Source organism: Corynebacterium sp. HMSC06C06, assembly GCF_001807295.1.
GTDB classification, from domain to species: domain Bacteria; phylum Actinomycetota; class Actinomycetes; order Mycobacteriales; family Mycobacteriaceae; genus Corynebacterium; species Corynebacterium striatum.
The window spans coordinates 89,180-113,979 of record NZ_KV788491.1; the positions used below are offsets into that span (position 1 = coordinate 89,180).

The following is a 24,800-nucleotide window of genomic DNA, read 5'->3' on the forward strand; positions in this document are numbered from 1 at the left end:
ACCTACATTATTTGCCCTGACGCGCCTGCGCTACCCATTCATCCGCGGCCACCAAGCGATCGAGATCACGCGGCTGTTCACCAATTTCCGCAACAGACGGCCACGAGCCCACAAACATGAGTTCCTCTGCGCGTAGCCACACCGCGCGCAGCGCCTCTGCTACCGGCTGGTCCTCAATGTGCCCAATGAGGTCCACATGGAAGCGGTAGGTACCGAAGGTCTTGCGGGTGGGGCGCGACTCGATGCGGGAAAGATCCACGCCACGGTGAGCAAATTCCTCCAACGCACCGACCAACGAACCAGGTTCATTAGGCAGCGTAAAAATCACCGAGGTCTTGTCGTGCCCCGTGCGCGCAGTCGGCTTGCCAGCAGGCCCAACCAGCACAAACCGGGTGGTAGCGTCTGCGACGTCTGCGACGCCGTCGGCAAGCGTGTCCAAGCCAAAGAGCTCAGCCGCACGCGCGGGCGCGGCCGCTGCGTCAATCTCCCCCTGCGCCACCGCCTGGGCAGCGGCACCGTTGGAGCTAGCCGGCACGAACTTCACGCCTGGCAGGTTCTCCTTCAGCCAACCACGCACCTGCTGATAAGCCACGGGGTGGGTGGCGAATGTCGCGACGTCGCCGAGCTGCATTCCTGGACGCACCATGATGCTAAACACCACTGGGAGGTCCACCTCGCGGTAGACCTGCACGCGCTCGCCTTCCACGAGGGCGTCGAAAGCCGCAGTCACAGCGCCATCGACAGAGTTCTCAATCGCCACACAAGCAAAGTCAGCAACACCTGCGCGCACCGCGGCCAGGGCTTCCGAAGGCGAGCTCACTGGCAAGGGTTCCACCTGTTCAAAGTGCACGCTCAACTGCTGCATAGCGGCTTCGGTAAAGGTCCCCGCAGGGCCCAAGAAAGCAATCTTCGTGCTGGCTTTTGTGGTGGTGCTCATAGGGGAAACCTTAGCCCACTAGACTGTGCTGCCATGGAGTTCACCCTGGAAAAGCTGCGCGAGTCTGTGTCTTCTCTTTCCGCAGAAGAGCATGGTTTCACCCACCTCGACTTGGACCGCCGCCCGCAGACGCAGGGAAGGCTGAGCGGTTGGATTCTCTCGGCCAAGGATTTGAACGACGTCGTGGGAATGCCCACCACGCTGGGGCATAAGGCGCGCACGTATTTTCCCGACGTCACGGACCCGTTCATCGCGGACTTGGAGGCGCAGGGCGCGCTTTTCATCGGCAAGTCGGCAGCCCCCGAGTTGGGTTTGCGCGTGGACACGGAGCCGGTAGGCCTGCCGCATCCAGACAATCCGTTGTATCCGGGACACACGCCAGGTGGTTCTTCTGGTGGCGCAGCAGTGCAGGTAGCGCGCGGTCTGCTCCGGGCCGCGCACGCTTCTGACGGCGGCGGATCCATCCGCGTTCCTGCAGCCGCGTGCGGTGTGGTGGGCTTCAAGCCCGCAGGGGAGGATCTCTCGGTGCAGGGTTTCATCACGCGCACGCTTGCCGACGCCGCTTTTCTCCACGGCCTCACTCCCCGCACGCCGCGGGCCCGCATTGGCGTGCTGACGCAGCCGCTCTTTGCTGACGTGGAAATTGCACCGCACATGCTCCACGCAGTTAAAGAGGCAACGACCGCGCTTGAAGCGCAAGGCTTTGAGACGGTGGCTATCTCGCCATATCCGCAAGCAGCTGAGACCTTCGAGACCTTCCAGCGCCTGTTCATGTGGCGCTTGGCCACGCTTCCTGATGCTGCCGGCTACACCGATTGGGTCAGGCAACGGGGCAAATTATTCAGCAAGGAAGAGCACACGGCCGCGCGCCTACATGCGGCAGCACTGCCTGAGCTTCTGGCGCAGTACTGGCAGGTAGACGCGGTTTTAAGCCCGATGCTGGCCTACGACCCTCCCCGGCGCGGCACCTTCTTGTCGCTGGATCATCAGGAGAACTTCGACGAGCAGACACGCTGGTCACCGTGGGGCTCGTTGTTTAATGTGGCCAAGCTTCCGGCGGTATCGATTCCTTGGCCGGTACACGATCACCCACCGGTCGGCGTCCAGTTGGGAAGCATCACGCTTGACGACGCCGAGCTTCTCGGCCTAGCGAAGGCTCTCCACCGATGACTAAGGATATGAACACAGCAAAGACGCTTAAGACGCTAAAAGCGCTCCGGAGCGAAATCCTGATAGTCCTCGTCATCACCTTTGGCATTTCCGGTGTTCGTTCTGCACTACGCTTGACCGATGCTCTGCTCAATCCGGCTCCGCTCAACGAGCAGTCGGTGACGATTAACGCGAGCCAATCCACTCTGCCGCTCATCGATATCGGGCTCCAGTTGTGCTCTGCTGCAGTGCTCTTTGCCTGGGGTGCGTTGGCTTTGTACTTGTTGCACGTGCACATGTCGCCGCGCACTATGCTCGGCGGAAGCGGTGCTCAGCCGACCACTCGGGTTCTTGCCTGGGGCAGGGATTGGCTGCAAGGCGCTGGTCTAGCAGCGCTAATTGGACTCCCGGGCTTGGCGTTGTACTACACCGCACTGCATTTTGGCTGGACCAAGGAGGTAGTCCCCACCTCCTTCGACAATGCCTGGGTGGAGATGCCCGTGCTGCTTGTGAAGTCTGCGGCCAATGCCTTTGCGGAAGAGGTCGTGGTGGTCTACTGGTTCATGACGCGCCTGCGTCAATCGGGATGGGGCCTGCCAGCAACTCTCGCAGCTTCCTCGATCCTGCGCGGTTCTTATCACCTTTACCAGGGCGTATCCGCTGGATTCGGCAACATTGTGATGGGCTTGGTCTACGGCTACTTCTTCCATAAGACCGGAAAAGTTTGGCCGCTTGTCATTGCGCATTTCCTCATCGACGCGGTGGCGTTCGTGGGATACGCTTTCCTCTTCTAAGACCCACATCACTACCCCGAGGTCTGTGAACCATTCCGCGGCGCCACCCGTCTCCTTGTTTATGAGGAGGAGGGCGGTGTGTGCCTTGTGGGGCGGATGTGAATTCGTTGTAAGGTTGAGCGCATGACTGAATCTGGACGAGACCCGCATCGCGAGGCGCGCCGCGCAGGCGATAGCCCTGTCCCCGCCCCTGGAGCAGATTCGAATTCCAGCTCGCCCGCCGACTATGTCCTCGGCGCCGACGGCAAACCCATCAGGGACCGCTACGGCCGCCCGGTGCGGCGTCGCCAAGCGCAGCAGCGCCCACCTCGTGCAGGTTCCTCCAGCGCCTCTGCCGTCGCTTCTTCCCCTTCCGCGTCGCGTGCTACGCCGCGGGCTAACTCGCTCCCAGCACAGCGCGCAGAGGAAACTCGCTTCGACGTCGGCGCCTACATGGAGCGCAACCAGCGCCCTGCTCAGAACACCGGATATCGGAGCACCCCGGCCGCTCCCGCCCCACGCCGCCCCACTCCCGAGGTGCCACGCAGCTATCGTGCGCCCGAATCAGCGCCGAAGCAACGCCCACACCGACGCCGCAAAAAGGCCAACCCCATCAAGCAATCCCTGGGCTGCTTTGGCTGGGCCGTGGCTATCCTGCTCGTTTTCACGCTCGTGTTTACCCTGTGGACGGACTCGCGCCTGACCCGCATCGAGGCCATGCCGGCCGAGCAGGTGGCCAAAACCGCCGGAACAAACTGGCTCCTGGTGGGCTCCGATTCCCGTCAAGGCCTCACCGAAGAAGAACAAGCAGAGCTCGGAACCGGTGGTGACGTGGGCGTGGGCCGTACTGACACCATCATGCTGCTGCACATCCCTTCCTCCGGCAAGGCGAAGCTCATCTCGATCCCGCGCGATAGCTACGTTGAGGTCCCTGGCTTTGGCATGGACAAGATCAATGCTGCCTTTACCTACGGCGGACCCCAGCTACTCACCGAAACCGTGGAGCAATCCACTGGCCTGCGCATCAACCACTATGCGGAAATCGGTATGGGCGGACTTGCCAACGTGGTCGACTCCGTCGGCGGCGTGGACATCTGCGTCAAGGAGCCCATCGACGACCCACTAGCGGGCATCAACCTGCAGGCTGGATGTCAGGAGCTACGTGGACGTGATGCGCTGGGTTACGTGCGTACTCGTGCCACAGCAATGGGCGACCTGGACCGCGTGCAGCGTCAACGCGAATTCTTCGCAGCGCTGCTCGACAAGATCACCTCACCGGGCACGCTCATTAACCCGTTCCGCACAATATCCCTGGTCAACCACACCGCAACCTCCTTCGTCGTGGGTGAAAAGGATCACGTGTGGCACCTCGCTCGCGTGGCCCTAGCCATGGCCAGCGGCGTGGAAACTGAGACCGTGCCAATTGGCGGATTCCAAGACACCACCGTGGGCAACGTGGTGCTGTGGGATGACGAGGCAACGCAGCAGCTGTGGGACTCGATGAAGTAAGCTGCGCAACAAAATAAAAGGGGAGAGAAGCCATCTTGGTTTCTCTCCCCTTTGCCGTGTAGCACTAAGGCTCAGGCTAAGCATCTAGAGCTGCCTCTAGCGCAGGGTCACCTGGCGGGACTTGATGTTCTCCAGCTGCTTGCGCTCGTCAGCGGTGAGGTTAGCGTCATTCTTGAGCTCCTCGGCCAGCGCCTTGTCCACGCGGGCAAGTTCAACTTCGTAAGAGTCGTGGGCCACCTCAGGCTTGAGGTCGAAGACCGGCGCGATGAGGCCGTGGGTACGGAAGACACCAGCGAACTTGGTACCCTCGCCCAGGTTCAACTCGCCGCGTGCAGCGACGCGGGCCAGGGCGTTGAGGAAAGCGTTCTCATCATCGTTAGGGCGGACCCAACGGATGTGTGCCTTGCCGCCGCCAGCGTTAGCCCAGAATGCGATGCCCTCAATGTCATTGCCCACCTGGTGGGACTCAATGACGGAATCGTTGGCCATCTGCATGGACTGCGCCACCTGCGGGGTGATCTGCGCGCCCTCAGGCATCCACCAAGCGAAGTCCTGGTAGACGTTGATATCCAGCTCAGCGGATTCCTCAAGCAACTCGCTCAAGGCCGGCTCGGTGCCGTCCGCAGCGGTGGACTCCAGAGCGGAGCCAGGCTTGTTGTTCTTTACCCAGTTAAGCGCATAAGCGAGGTCGCGCCCAGGGTTGTGGGTATGGGACTGGACCTGCAGGCCCACGAATGCCTCGCCACCAAACTCCTCATCACGGATGAGGGCCGCGGATGCACCTGGGAGCACGGTCGAGACGTAAACGTCCTTGTCGAAGCCCTTCAGGGAAAGCTTTGCCGTTGCGGAAGGAACGAATTCCTGCATTGCAACGAGGGACGCCTCAGCGGCTAAACCGCCGAAGGGGCGGGGATCCTTTTCGAGGGCAGCGCGCTCAGCGGCGCGAGCAGCGAGCTTTGCCTGACGACGGGACATGCCCTCAGGCAGCTGTTCGTTGTTCTTTTTCTTCTTGGCCATGCCCACCAATTTACCTGCTGCCTACAGTTCTATGGCGTGTAGGGCTACTTCTGGTTGATTCGTGGCGAGGATATCGATGCCGTTCGACCACGCCCACTTCATATCGTCGGACCTATCCACGGTCCACAGATAAGTGGGCAGGTCGAACGCCCCAATGTCATCGGGACGCATTTTTGCACGCAACAGTGACATTCCCAGCCCCGTCGGACGAGACAGAAGGATATCTGGGAAATGGCGTTCCCAGTCACGCCGCAAGTAGAAACGGTCCACCTGAGGGACAAGGGACTGCATCCGGCGGATTGCTTTATGGGAGAAGGAAATCATGTGGATGCGGGGGTCGTCGAGAAGCCCGGCGTAGCGCAAGCGCAGCACCAGCTGTTCTTCAAGGACATCGCCCTGGCCGGAGGGATGCTTGGTTTCGATGTAGAGATGGTGCGGATTATCGCCCAGCATCTCTAGCAGTTCATCGAGCAGCAGCATGTTCTGCCCATCGCCGATGTCGACGTGGCGCAGCTCGTCCCAGTCCATCTGTGCGATGCGGCCGGGCCTACCTGCGGTGCGATCCAAGGTGGGGTCATGGTTGACCACAACTTTTCCGTCCCTGGACAAACGAATATCGCACTCGACGCCGTGGATAGGCAGCTCGAGCGCCTTAGCAAATGCGAGAGGGGATAGCTCCGGATATTTACCGGAGTATCCCCTATGGGCGACAATTTTCACTAGCCGAAAATCTTGGTCTTAATTTCGTTCAGCGTCTCGTAAGAAGCGTTGAAACGCTCCTTCTCATGCTCGTCGAGCTGCAGCTCAACAACCTTGTTGATACCGGAACGGTCGATGACAGCTGGGGTGCCGATATAAACATCCTCAACGCCATACTCGCCCTGCAGGTACGCAGAAACCGGAAGCACAACTGCCTGGTTCTGAATGACTGCACGGGTGATGCGTGCCAGGCCCATGCCGATGCCGTAAGACGTGGAACCCTTGGCGTCGATGATGGTGTAGGCAGCGTCGCGAGTATCTTCGAAGATCTTCTCGATGCGCTCGTTGTAGCCTGGGTCCTCTTCGGAGCGGTGGGACAAGGACACACCGCCGATGTTGGCCGAAGAGACAACCGGGAGCTCGGAGTCGCCGTGCTCACCGATGATGTAAGCGTGTACGGAAGTCGGGGCGATGTCATCCATCTCGGAGAGCATGTAGCGGTAACGAGCGGAGTCCAGGATGGTGCCGGAGCCGATGACGCGCTCGTGCGGCAGACCGGAGGCCTTCCACACTGCGTAGGTGAGCAGGTCCACTGGGTTGGAGGCCACGAGGAAGATGCCGTCGAAGCCGTTCTTCATGACGTCACCAACGATGGAGTTCATGATGTTGACGTTCTTGTCCACGAGCTGCAAGCGGGTCTCGCCCGGCTTCTGTGCAGCACCAGCACAGATGACGACCATGGAGGCGTCAGCGCAGTCTTCGTAGGTGCCCTTGGTGACACGGGTGCGGGATGGCGCCCAGACGACGCCGTGGTTGAGGTCCATTACGTTACCGGCGAGCTTCTTCTCGTCGATATCGATGATTGCAAGATGATCGACGGTGCCTTGGTTTACCAATGCGAATGCGTAGGCAATTCCAACGTCGCCTGCGCCGATGAGTACAACTTTGTTTCCAACATGATTTCCCATGGCTCCCATTGTGCCCTCTATTTCTGATTTGTGCCCGTTGTGCGCCCGATCTCACACAGTCGGCAGTCTGATCTCACACACAAAATGTCCGATCGGACATACTCTGCAGGGTGCTTTCCGAGCTGGTTGAATGGTGCCCATGCGCCAACTCGCCCGCAAATTCGCCCGCGCCGCAGCGATTCGTACCTTGTCATTTGCGGTTTTTGGGCTGGAAGTGCTCAGCGATCTTACACCTGGTGTACGCATGACTGGCAGGAGACGTTTGCCACAGAACATGGCGCCCGGCATCTTTGCCGCCGAGATTGCTACCTGGGCGGCGGTCTCCCCGTCGCTTTTGCCGCGCCCGTGGTGGGTCACGGCCGCCAACGTCGCCATCGGCCAAGGCGTAGGCCACTTGGCCGCGACCACGGCCGCGTTCATCACCAAGCGTGGACTACACGCCATTGGCAAACGCCCCCAGGATCGCGTTGGCCCTACCCTGCGCAGCCGTATGCACCTAGCCCTAGGCGCCATCACCCTGGCCGTAGGCGTGCGTTCCCTTCGCAACCAGAGCGCGCAGGCAAAGCTGGTCAACAAGCACAACGAGCGCGGCCCTGAATCCGCCTTTCTCGGCATTGCCCTCGGAACAGTTGGTTACGGCACGCTGCTCATCGTCGGGGAAGCCGCACAGATCACTGTCACTCAGCTCTCCCGCGGGGTCCAGCGGTGGCTCCCCTGGTGGGTCGCTTGGCCGTTGGCCGGTGCCGCGGTCAGCTACGCCGCTGCTTTCCTCAGCAATCGCATGCTCTGGCGCCGCTTCATCCACGACGCCTCCCTAAAAGCACTGCAGCTCAACAAGCTGGTTTATCCCGGCTCGGTCATGCCGTGGGAGCCGGAGCGAAGTGGCAGCCCATGGTCCCTTGAGCCGTGGACCGCAGTCGGCTCCCAAGGCCGCGCCTTCTTGGACCGCGGCCCGCGTGCGCACGACATCAAAGAGGTGATGATCTGCAACCACGCCCATGAGCCCATCCGCATCTTCGTCGGCTTAGTCCAAGGGCGCGGCCCCATCAGCGCCGCTCAGCAGGCATTGGCCGAGTTAGAACGCACCGGCGCTTTTCGCCGGGAGACCATCGTCATCCAGTTGCCAGCTGGCTCCGGCTGGATCAACAACTATTCGGTTTCAGCATACGAGTTCTTAACCCATGGCAACTGTGCCACGGTCACCCTGCAGTACTCCTATCTACCTTCGGTGTTTTGCTACGTCGTTGACCGCCAGGCGCCAGTCGACGCCGCGCGGGAGCTCATCAACGCTGTGCAGTCGCGGCTTTCCACGCTGCCCGAAGACGATCGCCCGAAGCTGTACTTCGCCGGTGAATCCCTGGGCTGCTACGGCATCGTGGAAAACTACCGTGACCTAGACGATCTCCTGCAGTCTTGCGACGGTGCGGTATTCACCGGCCCTCCTCGCATGACTACGTTTACGCGGCGGCTGGCCCGCGGGCGTGATCGCGGTTCCTTGGAACGCCTGCCGCTTATCGACGCCGGCAAGCACGTGCGTTTTGCCTCCACCCCAGCGCACATGGAACACGATGCCTTCGGCAGCGAATACGAGCGCTGGTGCCGTCCCCGCGTGGTCTTTGGCCAGCACGCATCCGATGCCATCGTGTGGTGGGATCGCCACCTTATCTTCATGCGCCCAGACTGGATTCATGAACCGGCACCGAACACGCTGTATGCCGATACATTCAAACGCCTGCCGTGGGCACCTTTCATCACTTTTTGGCAGGTAGCCCTCGATCAGCTCAACTCCCTCAATGTGCCGGGCGGCCACGGCCACAACTACTTTGAGGAAACATTCTGGTACTGGGATTGCGTCCTCGGCTCACAAGCACGCACCCAGCTTACGCCAGAGCTGGCGGAGAGGATGCGCGTGTTCGTGGAACGCGATCAGCTCAACAAGCCCTCAGATTTCCGCACCCAAGTAAGGAAGCGGTTCTAGCCGCACTTGACGCCAGTGGAGTGATGTGGACAGTAGCCTTTGGGGTTCTTGTGCAGGTATTGCTGGTGCTCGTCCTCGGCGAGGTAGTAGGCACCGGAGTCCGTTTCTGAGAGGAGCTTGACCTCAGTGGTGGTGTCACCGAAGCCGGCGTCGGCAAGCTTGCCTGCGTAGGAATCCACGATCTCCTGGATCTCCGCACGCTCTTCCTCAGTCTCTGGGTAAAACGCGGAACGGTACTGCGTGCCCACGTCATTGCCCTGCCGAAAACCTTGGGTGGGATCGTGGGCTTCCAAGGCCTTGACCACCAAGTCACGCAGGCTAACCTGCGCGGGATCATAGGTAATCTGCACGGTCTCAGCGTGGTTAGTCAGGCCGCGGCAGACCTCGTAGTACGTAGGATTCGGGGTGGTGCCACCGGCATAGCCAACGGACGTGGACTCCACACCGGGGGTTTCCCAGAACATTTTCTCCGCGCCCCAGAAACAGCCGATAGCGATCAGAAGGGACTTCTGTCCCTCTTTCCACGGGCCAGTGATCGGAGTGCCGAGCACCGCGTGCGGGCGTGGATCCAGGATCGGCTCCTCCCGGCCGGGAAGGGCATCTTCCCTGTTCACAATCTTTGGTTCCGGCTTAAACAACCACGACATGACATCTCCTTGCTCGTTGTCTGGGGACATTTGGGCGGCAACTTCGCCCACAGGGCAGGCGTTCGCACACCGCCCCATGACGGCCCATATAGGTTTTAACGCGCCCCGAGTGTAATTCGTTCCGGATAAATTGTGGCGGAATTCTTTCAGCGCTCCTATCATTGGGCACCGTACCCAAAGAAAGGAATTAACAATGGCTGTCTACGAACTTCCAGAACTTGACTACGCATACGACGCTCTCGAGCCACACATCTCCGCAGAGATCATGGAGCTGCACCACACCAAGCACCACGCAAACTACGTTGCTGGCGCAAACGCAGCTCTCGAGGCTATCGACGCTGAGATTAAGGACGAGGGCAATGCAGACCGCCTCCGCGCTCTGTACAAGAACCTTGCTTTCAACCTGGGTGGCCACACCAACCACTCCATCTTCTGGAAGAACCTTGGCCCTAACGGTGGCGGCGAGCCAACCGGCGAGCTGGCTGAGGCTATCAACCGTGACTTCGGTTCCTTCGAGGCTTTCCAGAAGGCCTTCAACGCTGCGGCTCTTGGCCTGCAGGGCTCCGGCTGGGCTGTCCTGGGCTACGACCACATCGCTGGCCGCCTCCTCGTTGAGCAGCTGACCGATCAGCAGGGCAACACCTCCATCAACTTCACCCCGCTGCTCATGCTCGATATGTGGGAGCACGCTTTCTACCTGCAGTACAAGAACGTTAAGGCTGACTACGTCAAGGCTGTCTGGAACGTCTTCAACTGGGATGATATTGCAGAGCGCTTCGCTGCTGCTTCCAAGTAAGCCGCATACGCGTTAGCTTGCATTAGTTAAGACCGCCTTCGGGCGGTCTTTTTCTTGCCCCAGTCAGACTGAGCGCGCCACGATGAAGTCGCGGAACTGCTCCACGGGCGGGGCGTCATCGCCGGGGCGCCACACGAGGCCGAGTTCGCGGAAGGCAGGTGGCTCCAACGGGATGAGGTTGCGGGCTTGGAGATAAGGGTCGTCGAGGGGAAGCAGTGCGGTGCCGAGTCCGGCGTCGACAAGCCCGGCCACAGTGGTCAGCTCCATCGATTCGAACACCAGCTGCGGGGAGAATCCCGCTTTGGTAGCGAGGGCATCGAGAAGCATGCGCGTGCCATAGCCAGGCAACATGCCGATGAATGGCTCATCGCGGAAATCAGCGATGTCCACGCTTTCCCGCCCCGCTGCCCAATGCCCCTCAGGCACGGCGAGGCCGAGACGCTGCAGCTCAATCTGGTGCCAGCCAATTTCCGTCACGCTCGATGAGGGCGCCGATTCGCCTGACTGCGCCACCCCTGCCGGACGCGGGCCCACAAGGGCGAGGTCCGACTCGCCGGCAAGCACGCGCTCGACGAGCTCACGCGCGGCTCCTTGGCGCAGCCGTATATCGACGTGCGGGTGCTGGGCGCGATAGGCCTTGACCAGGTCAGGGACCATCCAAGTGCCCAACGAATGCATGAAGTCAAGGCGCACGGTTCCCCGCTCAGGATCCATAAGGCGTGCCACCGCATCGCGCGCAGCGGTCTGCGCGTTGAGCATAGTCCGCGCATGTTGAACAAAGGCCACCCCGCGGGAGTTGAGGACCAGCCGCCGCCCTGTGCGGGAGAACAAGTTTGCCCCGAGCTGCTGCTCAATTCGCTGCACACGCCGAGTCAACGCCGATTGGGAGATCCCCAGGTCATCAGCTGCAGCACCCACCAAGCCTTGCTCGGCCACGGCGACTACTCCGCGCACATCCTCGAGATTCATCGCTTGGATTCTTCCTGTAGTTTCTTCCTGCCGAGCAAAATCATGCTCGCTATGCCATGCGTATCACGCCATGCGCATCTCATCATGCATGTCATGCATGGAAATATATGGTTTCACACATTTTACACATGCGTTGGTGGCGAGCATCCTAGATGCATGACCAGAACCCGGCGCGCCACACTCGCGATGCTCTTCGTGGGCCTCGCAATCTTCTCCTGTTTGTACACCACACAGGCCATGCTGCCGACCTTGGTCGCCCAGATGGGTCTAAGCTCCACGCAAGCCGCGCTGACGATTTCTGCAGCGACCGGTTCGCTGGCTGTATGCGTGGTCCCCGCCTCGATCCTGTCGGAGCGCTTCGGCCGCGGGCGTCTGCTTATCATCTCCGCCATCGCAGCGACGGTGCTCGGGCTCGTGGTGCCACTAGCCCCGAATGCCGCCACGCTCATCGCGTTGCGCGGCCTCCAAGGTGCAGTGATGGCTGGCGCACCTGCCACGGCAATGGCCTGGCTCTCGGAAGAACTCGACGCCAAGGATCTTGCCCGTGCGATGGGTCTCTATATTGCCGGCACCTCCATTGGGGGCCTTAGCGGGCGTCTTATCCCCACGGGAATTTTGGAATTTAGTTCTTGGCGCTGGGCGCTATTCGGTTCTGCCTGCGTCTCCCTGCTCTTTGCGGCGATCTGCATCATCCTGCTTCCTGCGCAGCGCAACTTCACGCCGAAGTCCATCCGCCTGGGCAATGAGCTCCGCGCCATCTTCGCTCATTGGCATAATCGCCAGCTCGCACCCCTGTTCCTAGTCGCATTTTTGGCGATGGGCACCTTCGTGTCCATGTATAACTTCTTGGGATTTAGGCTCATTGAGCATTTCGGTCTCGCCCCGGCGTTGGCGGGTTCGGTGTTCCTCTTCTACCTCACCGGCACGTGGTCCTCAGCACGCGCGGGCAAGTTGGTGCAGCAGATTGGTCATGGCAAGACGTTGTTCGCCTCGTCGCTGCTTTTCGCGGTGGGCATCGCGCTATGCGCTGGCCCGCTGCCGGTGGTGTTGGTAGGAATCGTGGCACTGACGGTGGGATTCTTCGCAGCGCACTCCACGGCTTCAGGTTGGGTGGGCCACCTTGCCACGCACGACCGCGCTGAGGCTTCAAGCATGTACGTGTTTTGTTATTACTTCGGCTCTTCCGTGGTGGGCGCGGTGGCAGGGCTGCTTTTCGACGCCCTCCCCTGGGCCGGCTTCGTCGTAGTCTATACGGGACTCGCGGTGGTGCTTACTGTGCTGACTTTGACCTTGAGAAAAAACGAATAAACTCGTGTTTTATGGATAAGTGGTCAGCACGCACGTGGCATCGACGGGCTTCTCGTCCCGTGACGGTATGGATGATGGTCTTCATCATCGTGGGTGCGATCCATACTTTCACCCCTAACACCCGCTGGGTGCTCATTCACCTGTTTACGCTGGGCATCCTGACCAATTCCATCGTGGTGTGGTCGCAACACCTGACTGAGAAGTTCGTCCAAGCACGCCTTCCTGATTCCGCCCGGCCGCGCCAGCTCTATCGCATCTATATGCTCAATGCGGGCATTGTCTTGGTCCTCATCGGCCAGCTCCTCCACAAGGCTTGGGAGCAGCACTGGATTCTGACGCAGGTGGGCGCCACGATTGTTGCCGCAATGGTGGCCTGGCATGGAGTTTCCCTCTTTGGGCAATGGCGTGAGGCAAAGGACAAGCGCTTCCGTCCGGTGATTGCGGCCTATGTAGCCTCGGCATTCTTCTTGGCGGTGGGCGCTACTCTGGGCGCGTTACTTTCGGTTTATCCGGCACATCCACGCCTACTCATCGCGCACGTCACCGCCAACGTTGGCGGTTTCGTTGGGCTGGCAGCCGCAGGTTCGCTGACCATCTTGTTCCCCTCCATCTGGCGCACCAAGGGCGTCAACAAGCGGATGCGCTCGAGCTTCACGCTGCTGGCGGTGGGCGTTGTGGTCACCCTGTTGGGCACGATTGTGAACCACCCTGAAGCCGGACTCATCGTCTATTGCCTGGGCTGGATACTTAGCCTCGAGGGCTGGGTAGGCAATGTCCTCACTGTGGCCAAAGATCCGCGCGGGCGCATCAACTACCCGTCTGTCTCCATACTGGCTGCCGCCTTTTGGTTGGTGGGCGCGCTGACCTATTACACGGTGCAGCACTTCTTTAGTTCTGAGCCGGCTATCCCAACGCTAGCTTTGGTGATTGGCTTCGCCGCGCAGTTGTTGTTCGGTGTGATGAGCTACCTGCTGCCCACCACGATGGGCGGCGGACCCGCTGCTACCCGCGCTGGCCTGCGTGAGCTTAACCGCGCGGGCTTGCTGCGCGCGACTTTCATCAATGGCGGCGTGGCCATCTGGATGGGTACCTCCAGCTCGTGGGCCATGATTCTGGCAGCGCTGCTGTGTCTCGGCTCGCTCGCGGTCTACCCCATCTTCATCGTCCGGGCCGTGAAGGCGCAAAAAGCCGTTCTACAGAAAAAGGCCGAGGGTCCAGCCCCAGAGACCACTGTCCCCTGGGAGCAGGTCGCACTTGGCCTCGGCATCTTGGCCCCGCTTCTGCTCCTCTAATAGCCGGTACCAGTTTCAGACTCGTAGTCAGAGTCGTATTCACTGTCAAGGTAAAAGGTCTAAGGCCTAGGGGACGGAAATGGCTCCAAGATTGGGCACGCCTGGCGCGCCGGCGCTCATGAACTCGCGGATTGCGCGGGTGGCTTGTACATCGCCTGCGTTGTAGTCAAGGATCTGCTGGCGAACTTTAAGATCACCGGCCAAAGCTTCGCGCCTTGCGTTGACGGATTCCTCGCCGTCGAAGTCCTCCGGCCACTCAAATCCGGCCAGCGGCGCCACCGTCTTCAGCCCCAGGCCATAAGGGCCCGCGAAATTACGCTTGACATGCACAAACATATCGACCCACTCGCCCGAAGAGATGAATTCCTCCACCTCCGCCAGGGCAGGTCTGCCAAAGCGCTTCGCTGACATCCGCATCCAGTGGTTCTCCCCGTGCGCCGAGTAGCAATACGCAGCAAAGGTCTTACCCGCAGCGTGTGCTTCCGCGCGCAGGCCCATGAGCCAGGACCAGAATTCCTCAAAGTTTGCCGCCTCAGCTCTGCCACCGAGCGGCTCCCACGTCACGAATGCGCGATACTCGCCCTGGTACCAAGCACCCCAGAGATAGGCGCCTTGGTCGAGATAGGCCTCCATGTCCACGTCTACTTCCACGTCGGCACGGGGCACTTCGATGCCCACGCTTGGCGACGCCGCCGCGCGCCGCAGCAGCGGCTGCCCTTCCCGCCAGGCCTGGGCCAACTGAGAGGGTTCGCCAAGGTGGGCATCGATAAGCGCCTGCACTGTCTCAATGCCGCGCTCCCGGTATGGGTTCGCACGATCGCCCGGCAAGAACAACGAGATATCATCGCGCTCTACCAACTCAGGCTCGCAAAGCTGCCAGAAACGGCACGTCGCACATTCTTTTACCCGACGCGGCCCCGTCGGCAGAGGCTGCGCTAGCGCACCCTCAACGTTGTAACGGGACGTGTCAGTAAAAAAGGCTTGGGAGCGATCCTGCCCTATCGCGCCGCCCCGGCCAGAGTTCAAGCCCAACTCCTCCAGCGCCAGCGCCGCAAATGCCAGCCGGTAACCATCCACGGCATGGTGGCGAATCTTGTACGGCATCTCAAGCGGCTCGCTCAAACCGATGCGATGAGTCGGCACCGCCAGAGTGCGTGCCCTCTCATTGCGCCGAGCGACGCGGTGATTCGACACGATAACTGGTGTGTACTTTTCGCCCTCTTGCAGGAGAAGATCTACCTCCACCTTCCATTCATCGGTGGCAAAGACGGCATTAGTGATGTGCGTGTAGCCATAAGCCAGCGCCTCCAGCGTGGCCATGGAGCGTTCCCACTCATCCCCTTCAATATCGATGCGTCGGAAACGCCCGGGTGCCTTAACCGGCAAATTCGCCAAGGCTGCGTCGACAGCCGCAGCATGCCGCTCGGCCCTAGCCAGCGAAGCATGCGTGCGCGGAATCTCCGGGTGGGCACGCCGCTGCACGAGCCTATAACGACACCCCACGAGGTCCGCAGCACCAAGCACATCCTTCACAACGGGTGAGCTTAATAGAACAGCAAGGTAAAGTTGAACCCAGACAAAAAGCAAAGGATGAAAATGAGCATTATTAAGAAGATTAAGAAGGCCCGCCGCGAAGCACGCGCGGAGCTCAAAGCAGCTAAAACCCGCGTAAAGGCGGAAGTTAAGGAAGCCTCCAAGGCACAGAAGCGCCAGCAGAAGCTGCTGGCAAAGCAAGAGAAGGCACTCATCAAGTCCGAGGAAAAGGGGTTAAAGAAGCGCCGCAAGCATGAAAAGAAGATGGCACAGCTGGAGCTGGATAAGCTCAAGAATGGCCGTCTAAACAAGAACAATGTCAAGCGCTACGCAGGCGCATTGCGAACCGCTGCGCCGCTGCTCCTGCCGCTCATTTACCGCGGCGTCGTAGCCGCTCAAGGCCAGCTGGAGGCCAACCGTGCCAAAAAGGCAGGCCTGACTACTGACCAGCTCGCTTCCTTCTCCGGCCATGGAGCTTCCCTGAAGGCACGCACCACAGGTATCCGTAACTCCCTTAAGGAATCCAACCTTCCGGCTGGCTTTAAGCGCGACATCAAGGAGCGCCTGACCGAGGTGGAAGCCTCCATCGATAACGCTGAGTTCATGACCGATCAGCAGCGCCGCCGTGTTCACAAGACCATCGAGGGCGAGATCGATAACATCACTGCTGAAATCCAGAAGCGTTTACAGGACTAAGTTCCGACAAAAGCCCCTTCTAAAGAACGCCTTGTTCGCGGGCTGCTGCTACAGCAGAAGTACGGGAGCGCACCCCCAGCTTGTCGTAAATATGTACCAGGTGCGACTTCACCGTGGCTTCCGAAAGCATAAGGTCCTGTCCAATCTCGCGATTTGACGCGCCCGCGGCCACGAGCTTGAGTACCTCTAGCTCGCGTGGAGTCAACGAGGTACGAGGGGTGCGCACACGCGTCATGAGACGGTCCGCCACAATCGGCGAAAGCGCAGAGTCACCATCCGCGGCCGAGTGCACGGCAGCCAGCAGCTCGTGCGGCGGCGCATCCTTCAGCAGGTATCCCACAGCGCCTGCTTCGATGGCGCCGAGGATATCTGCATCCGTGTCATAGTTTGTTACCACCAGGACCTTTGGTGGAGTGCTCATCGAGGAGCGAATGGCCGCGGTTGCCTCAGCGCCACCCATCACGCGCGTGCCCTCGATTCCTGCGCCAAAACGAAGATCCATCAAGATCACGTCGATACCGCCGGCCTGCGCCGCGGAAACCGCAGCCTCCGCCGTTGCTACCTCGCCGACAACCTCAATGTCCTCTGCGCCTTCGAGCACAGATCGCAGCCCGAGGCGAACGATCTCGTGGTCATCTGCCAGCAAGACCCTAATCACGTGCTCTTCCTCCTAAAGTGGTTGAGAAAATCATCCAAAAGTTTAATTTACAGGGTTATCTAAGGGCATACTAACTGACACCGCGGTACCTGACCCCGGGGTGGACTCAATGATCACTTCGCCGCCGAGCTCCTCCGCGCGTCGGCGCATCGCCGAGAGCCCAATGTGCCCCAACCCCGCCGGTTTGTTCTGTACTGCCGTTACGTCAAAACCGTGCCCGTTATCGACTACGTCCACGCGCACTTCACCCGGCGCGTAAGTTACGGTAATGCGCGCACGTGTTGCCTCCGAATGTTTGACCACGTTGCCCACCGCTCCCTGCGCGATGCGCAAGAGGGCAGCCTCGACCTTCATCGGCAATTTGAGCACGTCGCCCTCAGAGTCGACTTCAACGTCAAGCCCGCTCGTGGCAGCGAAGTTCTCCGCCATGCGCGTGAGCGCCCCTTCCAGGGAGGCCTCAGCAAGCGCTGGCGGCTGGAGTGCTGCAATCATGGCGCGCGCTTCATGCAGGTTATCTGCTGCGGTGCGGCGTGCAAGTTCGATACGCTCTTTGGCGCGCGGCACGTCTTCTGTGTCGAGATCTCGATCCGCTGCGTGCAGCAGCATTTGGATGGAGGACAGGCCTTGGGCGAGAGTATCGTGGATTTCGTGCGCAATGCGCTGGCGTTCAGCAATCATTCCGCTCTCCCTTTCTGACTCTGCCAGCTGAGAGCGGGTCTCAATCAGCTCACGGTTCATCAGGGACAAGGCACGAAACGCATAATAGATCGCCACGGTCACCAGTGCAGAGACCGCTGGGCCCATAACGCCACCGAAGGTCAGACCCCCAGGAATCTGCACCGTAACGGAAATGATCGTCGCGATAACTACGCAGACCACACCCGCATACAAGTCGAGCACGTAAAGGTAGAGGAAGAAAAGGGCGAAGACCAAGTAGATAGCTGCCGGAGCTACGAACATGTCCGCCAGCCACACCACCGTCAGAATGACGAGCCACAGGTACCGCGCCCCACGCGGCCACTGCTCCACGTAGACGGAACCCGCGAAGTAAACCACTGCAAAAGCGGTCAACAACAACAGGTTGATGACTGCCTGCCACAGCGGCAAACGCACGGTGGTAAAAATCGCAACGACAAGCAACGTTGCAGTAAGAATATGGATGCCGTTGCGCAAGGCCTCCGTATCTGGCGAGCGCTGATCTATTGTGGACATCATGCGAAAAAGCCTACTGTCCTCCCTCATGGTCGTCACGCTCGCCCTATCTGCCTGCGATTCCCAAGGCTTATCTTCCCCCGAACTTTCGGCAGCGCCTGACGACGCCTCCCCCACCGCCGCGGCACTACCCAACGACGGTTTGCCCATCGACACCACCGCAGAGGCCAGCGCCGACCAGGATTGCCCTTACCTGGACTCCCAGTGGGTTGCCGATACCAACGGCCAGAGAATGACCCGTGTGGCCGTCGATCAGCGCTTTAAGACGCCCGCTTGCATCTTCTGGTCCTACCCAGAGGACCCACAGGCCACAGTCATCGTTCGCGAAATGCCCTCGGTAGAAGAAGCTCGTGCGGTGGTTGACTGGGCAGCGCCCGTTGACTCCACAGAGCCTGCGGAATTCGATGGCTGGTCCGGCGGACGTGGTGTCTTCGAGGATTCCTACTCGGTCTTCGCGGTGCAAAAGGACAACAAGGCCGTGCTCGTCTGGTCCAACCAGGCGCAGACCTTGAAGGCGGAGCTTATTACCAAGGAAACGATTAAGAACCTGGCGCTCTAAGCCCTCAGGAGTTGAAGCGACGTTAGACTGCGACGTCGTTGTACGGCATCATCGTCGAGACCCACGGGAAAACAACTTCCATAAGAAGGAAGAACACTCCAACCGCAATCGCAATCGCGAGTATCACCTTGACCACTGTGGGGCCTGGCAAAAGATTCCAAAGTGCGCGGTACATTTAACTCTCCTCCAGTACGGCCGGGATCTGTCCCTTTACCTTCGGCTCGTGCCCGACTTCCATCGCGTGGACGATCATGCGTTCTGCATTCGAAAACTGCGGGTGGCAAGTGGTTAGGGTGAGCAAGGCCTCTGATGCCTGCTCCACTGGCGTATCCATCCCTGGGATGGGGTTAATTACGGCACCATCATCGGGCAGCGTTATGTGGCGGCCATTGATGCCCTGGTATTCGGGCTTAGCCTGCTGTTCCGGGGTAAAACAATCGGCCTGCACGCCATCGATTGGCATGACGCGATAGGTAATCCACTCTCTTTGGGTCTCAATCACAATGGCGTCGCAGGTCTCAAGATTGCCCAAATCGTTGAAAGGCGCACCTTTACCCACGCGGTGACCCGCCACACCAAAATTTCCTAACTCGCCTGGCATCTGGGTGTCGGCATAATGTCCAGGTCCGCGTAAGAGGTCTTCATCTTCCGTGCCTTCCAAGATGGCAAAGTGGAAATCGGACCCGAAGGTAGGAATATACATACGCGCAAAAGCCTCGCCAAGCTCGGGTTTTAGTTTACCGCGAGGGTTGTGCCACTGGGTATCGAGCTTCTCATTGGCTTTGTCCTGCAACTTCCCGGACTCTAGATTGGTCCAATACGCCTCATAGAAGGAAAAAAGCAGCAAGATCACGCCAGCGGTCAGCATCAACTCACCGATGACGGTGCTCACTCCGGTCTTAGTCATGGAATTACCTTAACCGCTGTACAGTAAGAGTGCCCTATCCATGGATCGCAAAGGACAATCATGCTCGAAGTTTTCATGTACCCCGTTTCCGGCATCTTGAAACTATGGCACCTGCTCTTTGCCTCTTTTCTTGATGAATCCATGGCCTGGCTCGTGGCGATCGTATTCCTCGTTCTTACTGTTCGCAGCTTCATCGCACCACTGAACTGGCTGTCCGTTCGCTCAGGTCGCATCAGTGCTTTGATGCGCCCCGAAGCCAATGCAATTAAAGCTAGGCTTGACGCCGCAACCACGGTAGAGGAGGCAGTCGCAGCCTTACAGGATCAAAAAGAACTACACGAGCGCTATAAGTACAACCCGCTCGTGGGCTGTCTACCTGTTTTCATCATTGTGCCCTTCTTCCTCGGCCTCTACCAAGTTGTGCTGCGTGCCTCGCGCATCGGACAAGTGGACCACGTCGGCCTGCTCACACCTGGCGATGTCACGTCATTTCGCGCTGCGCTACTCAACGGTGTGCCGATTACGGACTTTGCCCGTGAACACCGTGATCTTGTAGTTCCCATCCTGGTGCTGGCCATCGGCTTCACCATTCTTAACATGATCATCACCCAATACCGCAGCTTCCTCACCTTGCAGTTCGATGAGAAAGTGCCACGACGCATGTTCTGGTTCATGTTCTCGATGATCATTTTGATGCCATGGATACTGTGGAGCGCAGCAATGAGCGGACCAATCCCTGTCGCCATCATCTTCTATTGGGCTTGGACCTATCTCTACACACTGGTCCAAACTTTGGTCTACGAATACATCATGTACCGCCGTTACCCGCTTACCGACGCCGTGATACAGCTGCGGCGTGATAGCTTCCGCGCCTGGCGCAACAAGGACACCAAAAAGAATAAGAATCCCGAAGGGCTCAGCAAGGAAGACCTACGTGCAAAGCGCAAGCACCACGCCCAGATCCTGGGTGAGGCGCGCAAGCAAATTAGATTGAATAGTCAGCAGGCGGCTCAGAAAGAAGCTGAATAGCGAGTTCCCGCGCCGTCTTAAGAGGCGATAGTTCGCGGGTCAGCCTAGCACCGGCCATGCCGCCATCTAGGAAAATAAGTAGCTGGCTAGCCTGTGTTGCCGAGGGATAGCCATTCTTCGCAGTCAGCAGTGCCGTCATAGTGGAGTGCATCCAATTGCGGTGCTCCATACAGGCTGCAACGATTCCCCGCTCAGCATCAGTTTCGGGGCGCGGGTATTCGCCCGCTGCGTTGAGAAAGTGCGAGCCGCGGAATTCCATATCGGGCTGTTCTTCGATTGCCTTATCAAAGAACGCAAGCACCTTCTGGTGCGGATCCGTAAGCCCCTCAGTGCGCGCTTCCCAGTCAGCTCGGTACTTCTCATCGAGGGACTCTACGTACGCAATGACGAGTGCGTCTTTTGAGCCGAAGAGGGAGTAAAGGGATGCTTTGGCCACGTCAGCTTCGCGGAGAATGCGGTCGATGCCGATGACACGAATGCCCTCAGTGGTAAAGAGATTGGTCGCGGACTCGAGGAGTCGGCTGCGCGGGCTCGGACGATTCCTGCGCGACTTCTTTTCTGGCATATCCTCTCCTAAAACGACGAAACCGGTTCATCTACACAATATAGACAAACCGGTATGTTTGCGAATTAGATTCGGATCTACTTCGCCGACTTCTTGGTAACGAGACCAACAATCCACAGAAGCAAACAAGCACCCAAGGTGGCGACGACGATCATCATGATCCAGCCATTCGGGGAGCTCGAACCGAAGAAGGACATAATGCCTGCGCCCAAGAGACCGCCAAGCACACCGACGATAAGGTTAGTCAGCAGGCCGTGATCGCGTTTCATGATCTTCTCAGCCAACCAGCCAGCAATAATACCCACGATAATCGAACCAAAGAATCCTAGACCCATACCCATAGCAATCTTCTCCTTTTAGTATCAGTTGTTTCAGCTACAGGTGCCATGGTTCCAGCATTTTTGGGAAAAAGAAAGGAGCGATCTGCCTTTCCGCAGGTCGCTCCTAAAATCGTGTCTCAATCGTTAGTAGATTGCCAGCCAATTCGGCTGGTTGCCAGCTATTAAGCAGAGTCTGGGCGCACAACCATCATTGGGCAAGGCGCCGACTGCAGCAGTGCACGGGAGGTAGATCCGAGCAGCATGCCCTTGAAGCCACCACGTCCATGGGAACCAACGACGAGCAGCTGGGCGCCATCGGAGGCGTCGGTAAGCGCACGCACCGGACGGTCGCGGGCGATGAGCTTCTTTACCTGAACGTTCGGGTACTCCTCCTGGAAGGAAGCGATGCGCTCGGTCAGCAGCTCCGCCTGTTCCTTCTCGACTTCTGCCCACTCAGCCTGGGCTGCGGACAGTCCGGCGAGGGAAGCCTGAACCTGCATGTCCATCCAGGTGTGAACCGCAATCAGCTCTGCGCCACGAGCGTCAGCTTCCTTGAAAGCGTACGCGGTGGCCTTCTGGGAAACCTCAGAACCGTCGACACCGACAACAACCGGACCGTACTTGTTCAGCTCGGTGACGTTGTTGTTCTCACGGACAACAACAACCGGGCAGGCAGCGTGGGAAACCACGGAAGCGGAAACAGAACCCATCACCATGCCGGAGAGGCCACCCATGCCGCGGGAACCCATGACAATCATGGTGACGTCCTGGGACATCTCCAGGAGCATATCAATCGGGGAACCCTCTGCGACGGTGTGTCCGATCTTCAGCTCTGGAGCAACCTCGTGCGCAATCGCGCGACCCTCTTCAATCTTCTCGAGGGTTTCAGCCTGCAGATCCTCAAAGAGCTCCTTTGGGGGAACCATGCCTTCTGCATAGAGGAACTGTGGCATCGTGTAGCTGGAGGCAATGCGGAGAGGAATACCACGCTTGAGGGCAGTGTTAGCTGCCCAACGAACAGCGTTCTTGGAGGCTTCCGAACCATCTACGGCAACAACAACAATGTCTTCCTTGGCCATGTTCTTTCCTTTCAGGTGGTTATACCATCAAGTGTAGTACGTATTAACCAATCTCCGCAGTTGTTGCAGCGCCTGCGTTAGCTGGGAAAAGTACGCTGTAAATAAACTCCGCGACCTTGGCAATTACAGCGCCAATGCCGGTGGAGAAGAATTCAATAACCGGTGCAAGAAGAGAGTCAAAATCCATGGAGAACAGACTAGTACATATGCGCAAAGGCTTCAGCCCGTTGCCGATTAAAGATGGGTTGAACCCCACCCGTGCGCGTGTACCGGAAGGCTCTATTTCAGCCTGGGCTTTTCTCGAGCACCTCATTCAGACTCAACGCCACCGGCACCCAGACGACAACGCGGCGGCGCTCCAAGCACGCTTCGACGCAGGCGAAGTGGTCTTGCGCGATCAAACAGTGCTGAAACCAGAGACCCTGCTCACCAAGGACCAGGACGTCTTCTTCTATAGGATCCCTGCACCGGAGGAGCCGGTACCTTACGACATTCCGATCCTGTTTGAAGACAAGCATTTGCTGGTGGTCGACAAGCCACCTTTCATGGCCACGATGCCGCGTGCCAAGCACATCGTGCAGTCCGCCACGGTTCAGATGCGGCGCATCACGGGCATCGATGACCTGTCGCCCGCGCATCGGCTAGACCGGCTCACGTCAGGCATCCTCGTGTTTACAAAGACCAAAGAAATTCGTGGCGCCTACCAAACACTGTTTGCGGAACGACGAGTCCACAAGACTTACGAGGCTATCGCCCCACTTTCCGACGTCCCCGTCGGCGCCATGTGGGAGTCACGCATTGAGAAAACCCCGGGTGAGATCCAGGGCAGGCTGGTAGCGGGCGAACCAAATGCTTTCACTGAGGTTGCCGGCGTTAACCCCGTGGATAACGAACCCTACGAAGCTATTCACGGTCCGCAGCCGCCTTTGGCTAAGTACACGCTCAAGCCGAAGACCGGAAAGACGCACCAGCTTCGCCTACATATGTGGGAGGCCGGTGTGCCGATCCTTGGCGACCCCGTCTACCCGGTTACCTTCCCCGCCGACGCCGAAGACATGCGCGTACCAATGCATCTCACCGCGACACGCATCGAGTTCATCGATCCTCTGACTGGAAAACCAAGGGAATTCGTTTCGAATTTACCTTTAGTAGCCCATCATTTCCTCCACCCATAAATGTTGTAATTCGTACGTCGATCCCAGCGACAAAATAAGCAGCGGAAATGATGCAAACCGAACACGGCTATTGATACGCCCAAACACAGAAACAAGCAATAAACACCCAGTTGCCCAAGATTAATTTCCCAAAATAACGAGAAAATCAGACCATCACCGGAGACGTTGGCCTCACCTAAAGTCGCAAACAACGACTTCTAGGCGACAAACGCTTGGCCCTAATCGCACGCAGCGGGATAGATCACGACGCAAATAGGCTCGCCTACCGCACCAAATCGAAGGCGCCCCCATGCACCAACGCGCGATAGGAATATCAACAAAACAAGCCCCGCCGATCTGAGGCCTAACCCCACGCAGCTCCCAAAGACAAGACCACGACGCTACAACAGAAAGCGGAAACCACTAGTCGAGTTCCCGCTCCCAGGCATTAAAACCTATCGGATCGACAAAATGCCCCGCCCAAGGCTACGGGCGACCTCAATACAAACACTCCAGCATTCCCTAACGACACCAGACTTGAAACGAAACCACGCCGGGCCAAAGGAATGATGTGATTTGAAACAGAAGAGACTGAATACGGAGTTATAGAAACCCGGCCCGATCCACCCCTGGAGCCCAAATGGAGAAAAAGACAACCAGCTAGGCCGACCGATATCAGAGAATAAGACAAGGAAACGTATAGCCGACCCGCACAACCAATCGCCTTCCTCCGCGCGCAGTACTCGAATCTGCGCCCAATTATCCATGGAAACCACCTTTCCAATTCTGATTGAATGGGCTACCATTCGACCGCTGCTACTGGGCTACTTTTCAACCGTCATTAACACCTTCTTCAAACCCGCCCCTTCTAAGCGAGTCGTAGGAGAGAAATCTCAAATCTTGCGGTGCATATCGTTCCGAGTCCCGGCACCTGGATCGAACCAGAAGACCTCCAAGAACTGATGCACTGCTCATCGCTAAGGCCGTGGCCAACTACGGCATAACGATCAAAAGAGGGCTGGTCCCTGACGTTGTAGTCAGGGGCC

The 24,800-nt window shown here is 58.8% G+C and carries 26 protein-coding genes; 11 read left to right on the forward strand and 15 right to left on the reverse strand.

The window, feature by feature from the left end:
* Positions 1–7: 7 nt before the first annotated feature.
* A complete protein-coding gene (gene pheA, locus HMPREF3153_RS06355) occupies positions 8–937 on the reverse strand; it encodes a prephenate dehydratase (RefSeq protein WP_049160071.1) in 930 nt (309 codons plus the stop codon).
* 33 nt (positions 938–970) lie between these two features.
* On the opposite strand from pheA, the gene HMPREF3153_RS06360 reads away from it, so the two are divergent.
* The 3 genes from HMPREF3153_RS06360 (at position 971) to HMPREF3153_RS06370 (ending at position 4,368) form a co-directional block, all read left to right on the forward strand.
* Positions 971–2,107 (forward strand): amidase, encoded by a 1,137-nt coding sequence (locus tag HMPREF3153_RS06360; RefSeq protein ID WP_070420361.1) that lies wholly within the window; start codon positions 971–973, stop codon positions 2,105–2,107.
* 8 nt (positions 2,108–2,115) lie between these two features.
* Positions 2,116–2,880, forward strand: a complete 765-nt coding sequence (locus HMPREF3153_RS06365; RefSeq protein WP_070420380.1) for a CPBP family intramembrane glutamic endopeptidase — start codon at positions 2,116–2,118, stop codon at positions 2,878–2,880.
* Between the two features lie 123 nt (positions 2,881–3,003).
* Positions 3,004–4,368, forward strand: coding sequence for an LCP family protein (locus HMPREF3153_RS06370; protein ID WP_083280966.1), 1,365 nt, complete (start codon positions 3,004–3,006; stop codon positions 4,366–4,368).
* 96 nt (positions 4,369–4,464) lie between these two features.
* Here HMPREF3153_RS06370 and HMPREF3153_RS06375 read toward each other — a convergent pair whose 3' ends face one another.
* The 3 genes from HMPREF3153_RS06375 to HMPREF3153_RS06385 are packed head-to-tail and all read right to left on the reverse strand — an operon-like array spanning position 4,465 to position 7,052.
* On the reverse strand, positions 4,465–5,385 hold the full coding sequence (locus HMPREF3153_RS06375; RefSeq protein ID WP_070420382.1) for a DUF5926 family protein: 921 nt from the start codon (positions 5,383–5,385) through the stop codon (positions 4,465–4,467).
* 21 nt (positions 5,386–5,406) lie between these two features.
* Positions 5,407–6,105 (reverse strand): glycerophosphodiester phosphodiesterase family protein, encoded by a 699-nt coding sequence (locus tag HMPREF3153_RS06380; protein ID WP_070420362.1) that lies wholly within the window; start codon positions 6,103–6,105, stop codon positions 5,407–5,409.
* Positions 6,105–7,052: an L-lactate dehydrogenase gene (locus HMPREF3153_RS06385; protein WP_070420383.1), complete on the reverse strand. Its 948-nt coding sequence runs from the start codon at positions 7,050–7,052 to the stop codon at positions 6,105–6,107. The genes HMPREF3153_RS06380 and HMPREF3153_RS06385 overlap by 1 nt, the downstream gene beginning before the upstream one ends.
* Positions 7,053–7,182: 130 nt before the next feature.
* Between HMPREF3153_RS06385 and HMPREF3153_RS06390 the strand changes: the two genes are divergently transcribed.
* Complete coding sequence (locus HMPREF3153_RS06390; RefSeq protein WP_210385561.1) at positions 7,183–9,030, forward strand: alpha/beta-hydrolase family protein; 1,848 nt, start codon at positions 7,183–7,185, stop codon at positions 9,028–9,030.
* Here the strand turns inward: HMPREF3153_RS06390 and msrA are convergent.
* Positions 9,027–9,677 carry a peptide-methionine (S)-S-oxide reductase MsrA gene (msrA, locus tag HMPREF3153_RS06395; protein WP_070420363.1) on the reverse strand — a complete coding sequence of 217 codons (651 nt, stop codon included), beginning with the start codon at positions 9,675–9,677 and terminating at the stop codon, positions 9,027–9,029. The two genes, HMPREF3153_RS06390 and msrA, sit on opposite strands and share 4 nt — an antisense overlap.
* A gap of 193 nt (positions 9,678–9,870) precedes the next feature.
* Between msrA and HMPREF3153_RS06400 the strand changes: the two genes are divergently transcribed.
* On the forward strand, positions 9,871–10,473 hold the full coding sequence (locus HMPREF3153_RS06400) for a superoxide dismutase (protein WP_070420364.1): 603 nt from the start codon (positions 9,871–9,873) through the stop codon (positions 10,471–10,473).
* Positions 10,474–10,536: 63 nt separating this feature from the next.
* Here the strand turns inward: HMPREF3153_RS06400 and HMPREF3153_RS06405 are convergent, their stop codons facing one another.
* Positions 10,537–11,442, reverse strand: coding sequence for a LysR substrate-binding domain-containing protein (locus tag HMPREF3153_RS06405; protein WP_070420365.1), 906 nt, complete (start codon positions 11,440–11,442; stop codon positions 10,537–10,539).
* Positions 11,443–11,598: 156 nt separating this feature from the next.
* Here HMPREF3153_RS06405 and HMPREF3153_RS06410 point away from each other — a divergent pair, with 156 nt between their 5' ends.
* A complete protein-coding gene (locus HMPREF3153_RS06410; RefSeq protein ID WP_070420366.1) occupies positions 11,599–12,750 on the forward strand; it encodes an MFS transporter in 1,152 nt (383 codons plus the stop codon).
* 11 nt (positions 12,751–12,761) lie between these two features.
* Positions 12,762–14,042 carry a copper oxidase gene (locus HMPREF3153_RS06415; RefSeq protein ID WP_246817175.1) on the forward strand — a complete coding sequence of 427 codons (1,281 nt, stop codon included), beginning with the start codon at positions 12,762–12,764 and terminating at the stop codon, positions 14,040–14,042.
* Between the two features lie 66 nt (positions 14,043–14,108).
* Here the strand turns inward: HMPREF3153_RS06415 and HMPREF3153_RS06420 are convergent, their stop codons facing one another.
* A complete protein-coding gene (locus HMPREF3153_RS06420; RefSeq protein ID WP_172453485.1) occupies positions 14,109–15,575 on the reverse strand; it encodes a TM0106 family RecB-like putative nuclease in 1,467 nt (488 codons plus the stop codon).
* Positions 15,576–15,638: 63 nt separating this feature from the next.
* On the opposite strand from HMPREF3153_RS06420, the gene HMPREF3153_RS06425 reads away from it, so the two are divergent.
* Complete coding sequence (locus tag HMPREF3153_RS06425; RefSeq protein ID WP_034657035.1) at positions 15,639–16,271, forward strand: DUF6474 family protein; 633 nt, start codon at positions 15,639–15,641, stop codon at positions 16,269–16,271.
* A gap of 19 nt (positions 16,272–16,290) precedes the next feature.
* On the opposite strand, the gene HMPREF3153_RS06430 is transcribed toward HMPREF3153_RS06425, so the two are convergent.
* Both HMPREF3153_RS06430 and HMPREF3153_RS06435 read right to left on the reverse strand, forming a co-directional pair.
* Positions 16,291–16,929 (reverse strand): LuxR C-terminal-related transcriptional regulator, encoded by a 639-nt coding sequence (locus HMPREF3153_RS06430; protein ID WP_005529414.1) that lies wholly within the window; start codon positions 16,927–16,929, stop codon positions 16,291–16,293.
* Between the two features lie 42 nt (positions 16,930–16,971).
* A complete protein-coding gene (locus tag HMPREF3153_RS06435) occupies positions 16,972–18,144 on the reverse strand; it encodes a sensor histidine kinase (protein ID WP_049064301.1) in 1,173 nt (390 codons plus the stop codon).
* Between HMPREF3153_RS06435 and HMPREF3153_RS06440 the strand changes: the two genes are divergently transcribed.
* A complete protein-coding gene (locus tag HMPREF3153_RS06440) occupies positions 18,143–18,700 on the forward strand; it encodes a DUF2020 domain-containing protein (protein ID WP_049146823.1) in 558 nt (185 codons plus the stop codon). The two genes, HMPREF3153_RS06435 and HMPREF3153_RS06440, sit on opposite strands and share 2 nt — an antisense overlap.
* A gap of 22 nt (positions 18,701–18,722) precedes the next feature.
* On the opposite strand, the gene HMPREF3153_RS12725 is transcribed toward HMPREF3153_RS06440, so the two are convergent.
* On the reverse strand, positions 18,723–18,875 hold the full coding sequence (locus HMPREF3153_RS12725; RefSeq protein WP_046645857.1) for a hypothetical protein: 153 nt from the start codon (positions 18,873–18,875) through the stop codon (positions 18,723–18,725).
* Positions 18,876–19,607: a class E sortase gene (locus tag HMPREF3153_RS06445; protein WP_070420368.1), complete on the reverse strand. Its 732-nt coding sequence runs from the start codon at positions 19,605–19,607 to the stop codon at positions 18,876–18,878.
* Between the two features lie 60 nt (positions 19,608–19,667).
* On the opposite strand from HMPREF3153_RS06445, the gene yidC reads away from it, so the two are divergent.
* Complete coding sequence (gene yidC, locus HMPREF3153_RS06450) at positions 19,668–20,636, forward strand: membrane protein insertase YidC (protein ID WP_049146760.1); 969 nt, start codon at positions 19,668–19,670, stop codon at positions 20,634–20,636.
* Here yidC and HMPREF3153_RS06455 read toward each other — a convergent pair.
* From HMPREF3153_RS06455 to HMPREF3153_RS12730, 4 genes are all read right to left on the reverse strand, one after another.
* The gene (locus HMPREF3153_RS06455; protein ID WP_046645855.1) at positions 20,593–21,201 is read right to left on the reverse strand and encodes a TetR/AcrR family transcriptional regulator; all 609 of its coding nucleotides are present in this window, start codon (positions 21,199–21,201) and stop codon (positions 20,593–20,595) included. The genes yidC and HMPREF3153_RS06455 overlap by 44 nt on opposite strands.
* Positions 21,202–21,278: 77 nt before the next feature.
* Entirely contained in the window at positions 21,279–21,542 is a 264-nt protein-coding gene (locus HMPREF3153_RS06460) for a GlsB/YeaQ/YmgE family stress response membrane protein (protein ID WP_005529400.1), read from the reverse strand.
* A gap of 161 nt (positions 21,543–21,703) precedes the next feature.
* Positions 21,704–22,600, reverse strand: coding sequence for a universal stress protein (locus HMPREF3153_RS06465; RefSeq protein WP_005529399.1), 897 nt, complete (start codon positions 22,598–22,600; stop codon positions 21,704–21,706).
* 43 nt (positions 22,601–22,643) lie between these two features.
* Positions 22,644–22,787 carry a hypothetical protein gene (locus HMPREF3153_RS12730; RefSeq protein WP_005529397.1) on the reverse strand — a complete coding sequence of 48 codons (144 nt, stop codon included), beginning with the start codon at positions 22,785–22,787 and terminating at the stop codon, positions 22,644–22,646.
* Here HMPREF3153_RS12730 and HMPREF3153_RS06470 point away from each other — a divergent pair.
* Complete coding sequence (locus HMPREF3153_RS06470; RefSeq protein ID WP_193387746.1) at positions 22,735–23,775, forward strand: pseudouridine synthase; 1,041 nt, start codon at positions 22,735–22,737, stop codon at positions 23,773–23,775. The genes HMPREF3153_RS12730 and HMPREF3153_RS06470 overlap by 53 nt on opposite strands.
* The last annotated feature ends 1,025 nt before the right edge of the window (positions 23,776–24,800 follow it).

Bases quoted from the DNA above. Each gene is read 5' to 3' on its own strand.
- HMPREF3153_RS12730 (WP_005529397.1), bottom strand. From the start codon at position 22,787: ATGGATTTTGACTCTCTTCTTGCACCGGTTATTGAATTCTTCTCCACC.
- HMPREF3153_RS06435 (WP_049064301.1), bottom strand. From the start codon at position 18,144: ATGATGTCCACAATAGATCAGCGCTCGCCAGATACGGAGGCCTTGCGC.
- HMPREF3153_RS06405 (WP_070420365.1), bottom strand. From the start codon at position 11,442: ATGAATCTCGAGGATGTGCGCGGAGTAGTCGCCGTGGCCGAGCAAGGC.
- HMPREF3153_RS06455 (WP_046645855.1), bottom strand. From the start codon at position 21,201: ATGCCAGAAAAGAAGTCGCGCAGGAATCGTCCGAGCCCGCGCAGCCGA.
- pheA (WP_049160071.1), bottom strand. From the start codon at position 937: ATGAGCACCACCACAAAAGCCAGCACGAAGATTGCTTTCTTGGGCCCT.
- HMPREF3153_RS06385 (WP_070420383.1), bottom strand. From the start codon at position 7,052: ATGGGAAATCATGTTGGAAACAAAGTTGTACTCATCGGCGCAGGCGAC.
- HMPREF3153_RS06365 (WP_070420380.1), top strand. From the start codon at position 2,116: ATGAACACAGCAAAGACGCTTAAGACGCTAAAAGCGCTCCGGAGCGAA.
- HMPREF3153_RS06370 (WP_083280966.1), top strand. From the start codon at position 3,004: ATGACTGAATCTGGACGAGACCCGCATCGCGAGGCGCGCCGCGCAGGC.
- HMPREF3153_RS06360 (WP_070420361.1), top strand. From the start codon at position 971: ATGGAGTTCACCCTGGAAAAGCTGCGCGAGTCTGTGTCTTCTCTTTCC.
- HMPREF3153_RS06375 (WP_070420382.1), bottom strand. From the start codon at position 5,385: ATGGCCAAGAAGAAAAAGAACAACGAACAGCTGCCTGAGGGCATGTCC.
- HMPREF3153_RS06460 (WP_005529400.1), bottom strand. From the start codon at position 21,542: ATGGGTATGGGTCTAGGATTCTTTGGTTCGATTATCGTGGGTATTATT.
- HMPREF3153_RS06440 (WP_049146823.1), top strand. From the start codon at position 18,143: ATGCGAAAAAGCCTACTGTCCTCCCTCATGGTCGTCACGCTCGCCCTA.
- HMPREF3153_RS06415 (WP_246817175.1), top strand. From the start codon at position 12,762: ATGGATAAGTGGTCAGCACGCACGTGGCATCGACGGGCTTCTCGTCCC.
- HMPREF3153_RS12725 (WP_046645857.1), bottom strand. From the start codon at position 18,875: ATGTACCGCGCACTTTGGAATCTTTTGCCAGGCCCCACAGTGGTCAAG.
- HMPREF3153_RS06400 (WP_070420364.1), top strand. From the start codon at position 9,871: ATGGCTGTCTACGAACTTCCAGAACTTGACTACGCATACGACGCTCTC.
- msrA (WP_070420363.1), bottom strand. From the start codon at position 9,677: ATGTCGTGGTTGTTTAAGCCGGAACCAAAGATTGTGAACAGGGAAGAT.
- HMPREF3153_RS06445 (WP_070420368.1), bottom strand. From the start codon at position 19,607: ATGACTAAGACCGGAGTGAGCACCGTCATCGGTGAGTTGATGCTGACC.
- HMPREF3153_RS06470 (WP_193387746.1), top strand. From the start codon at position 22,735: ATGCCGGTGGAGAAGAATTCAATAACCGGTGCAAGAAGAGAGTCAAAA.
- yidC (WP_049146760.1), top strand. From the start codon at position 19,668: ATGCTCGAAGTTTTCATGTACCCCGTTTCCGGCATCTTGAAACTATGG.
- HMPREF3153_RS06410 (WP_070420366.1), top strand. From the start codon at position 11,599: ATGACCAGAACCCGGCGCGCCACACTCGCGATGCTCTTCGTGGGCCTC.
- HMPREF3153_RS06390 (WP_210385561.1), top strand. From the start codon at position 7,183: ATGGTGCCCATGCGCCAACTCGCCCGCAAATTCGCCCGCGCCGCAGCG.
- HMPREF3153_RS06465 (WP_005529399.1), bottom strand. From the start codon at position 22,600: ATGGCCAAGGAAGACATTGTTGTTGTTGCCGTAGATGGTTCGGAAGCC.
- HMPREF3153_RS06425 (WP_034657035.1), top strand. From the start codon at position 15,639: ATGAGCATTATTAAGAAGATTAAGAAGGCCCGCCGCGAAGCACGCGCG.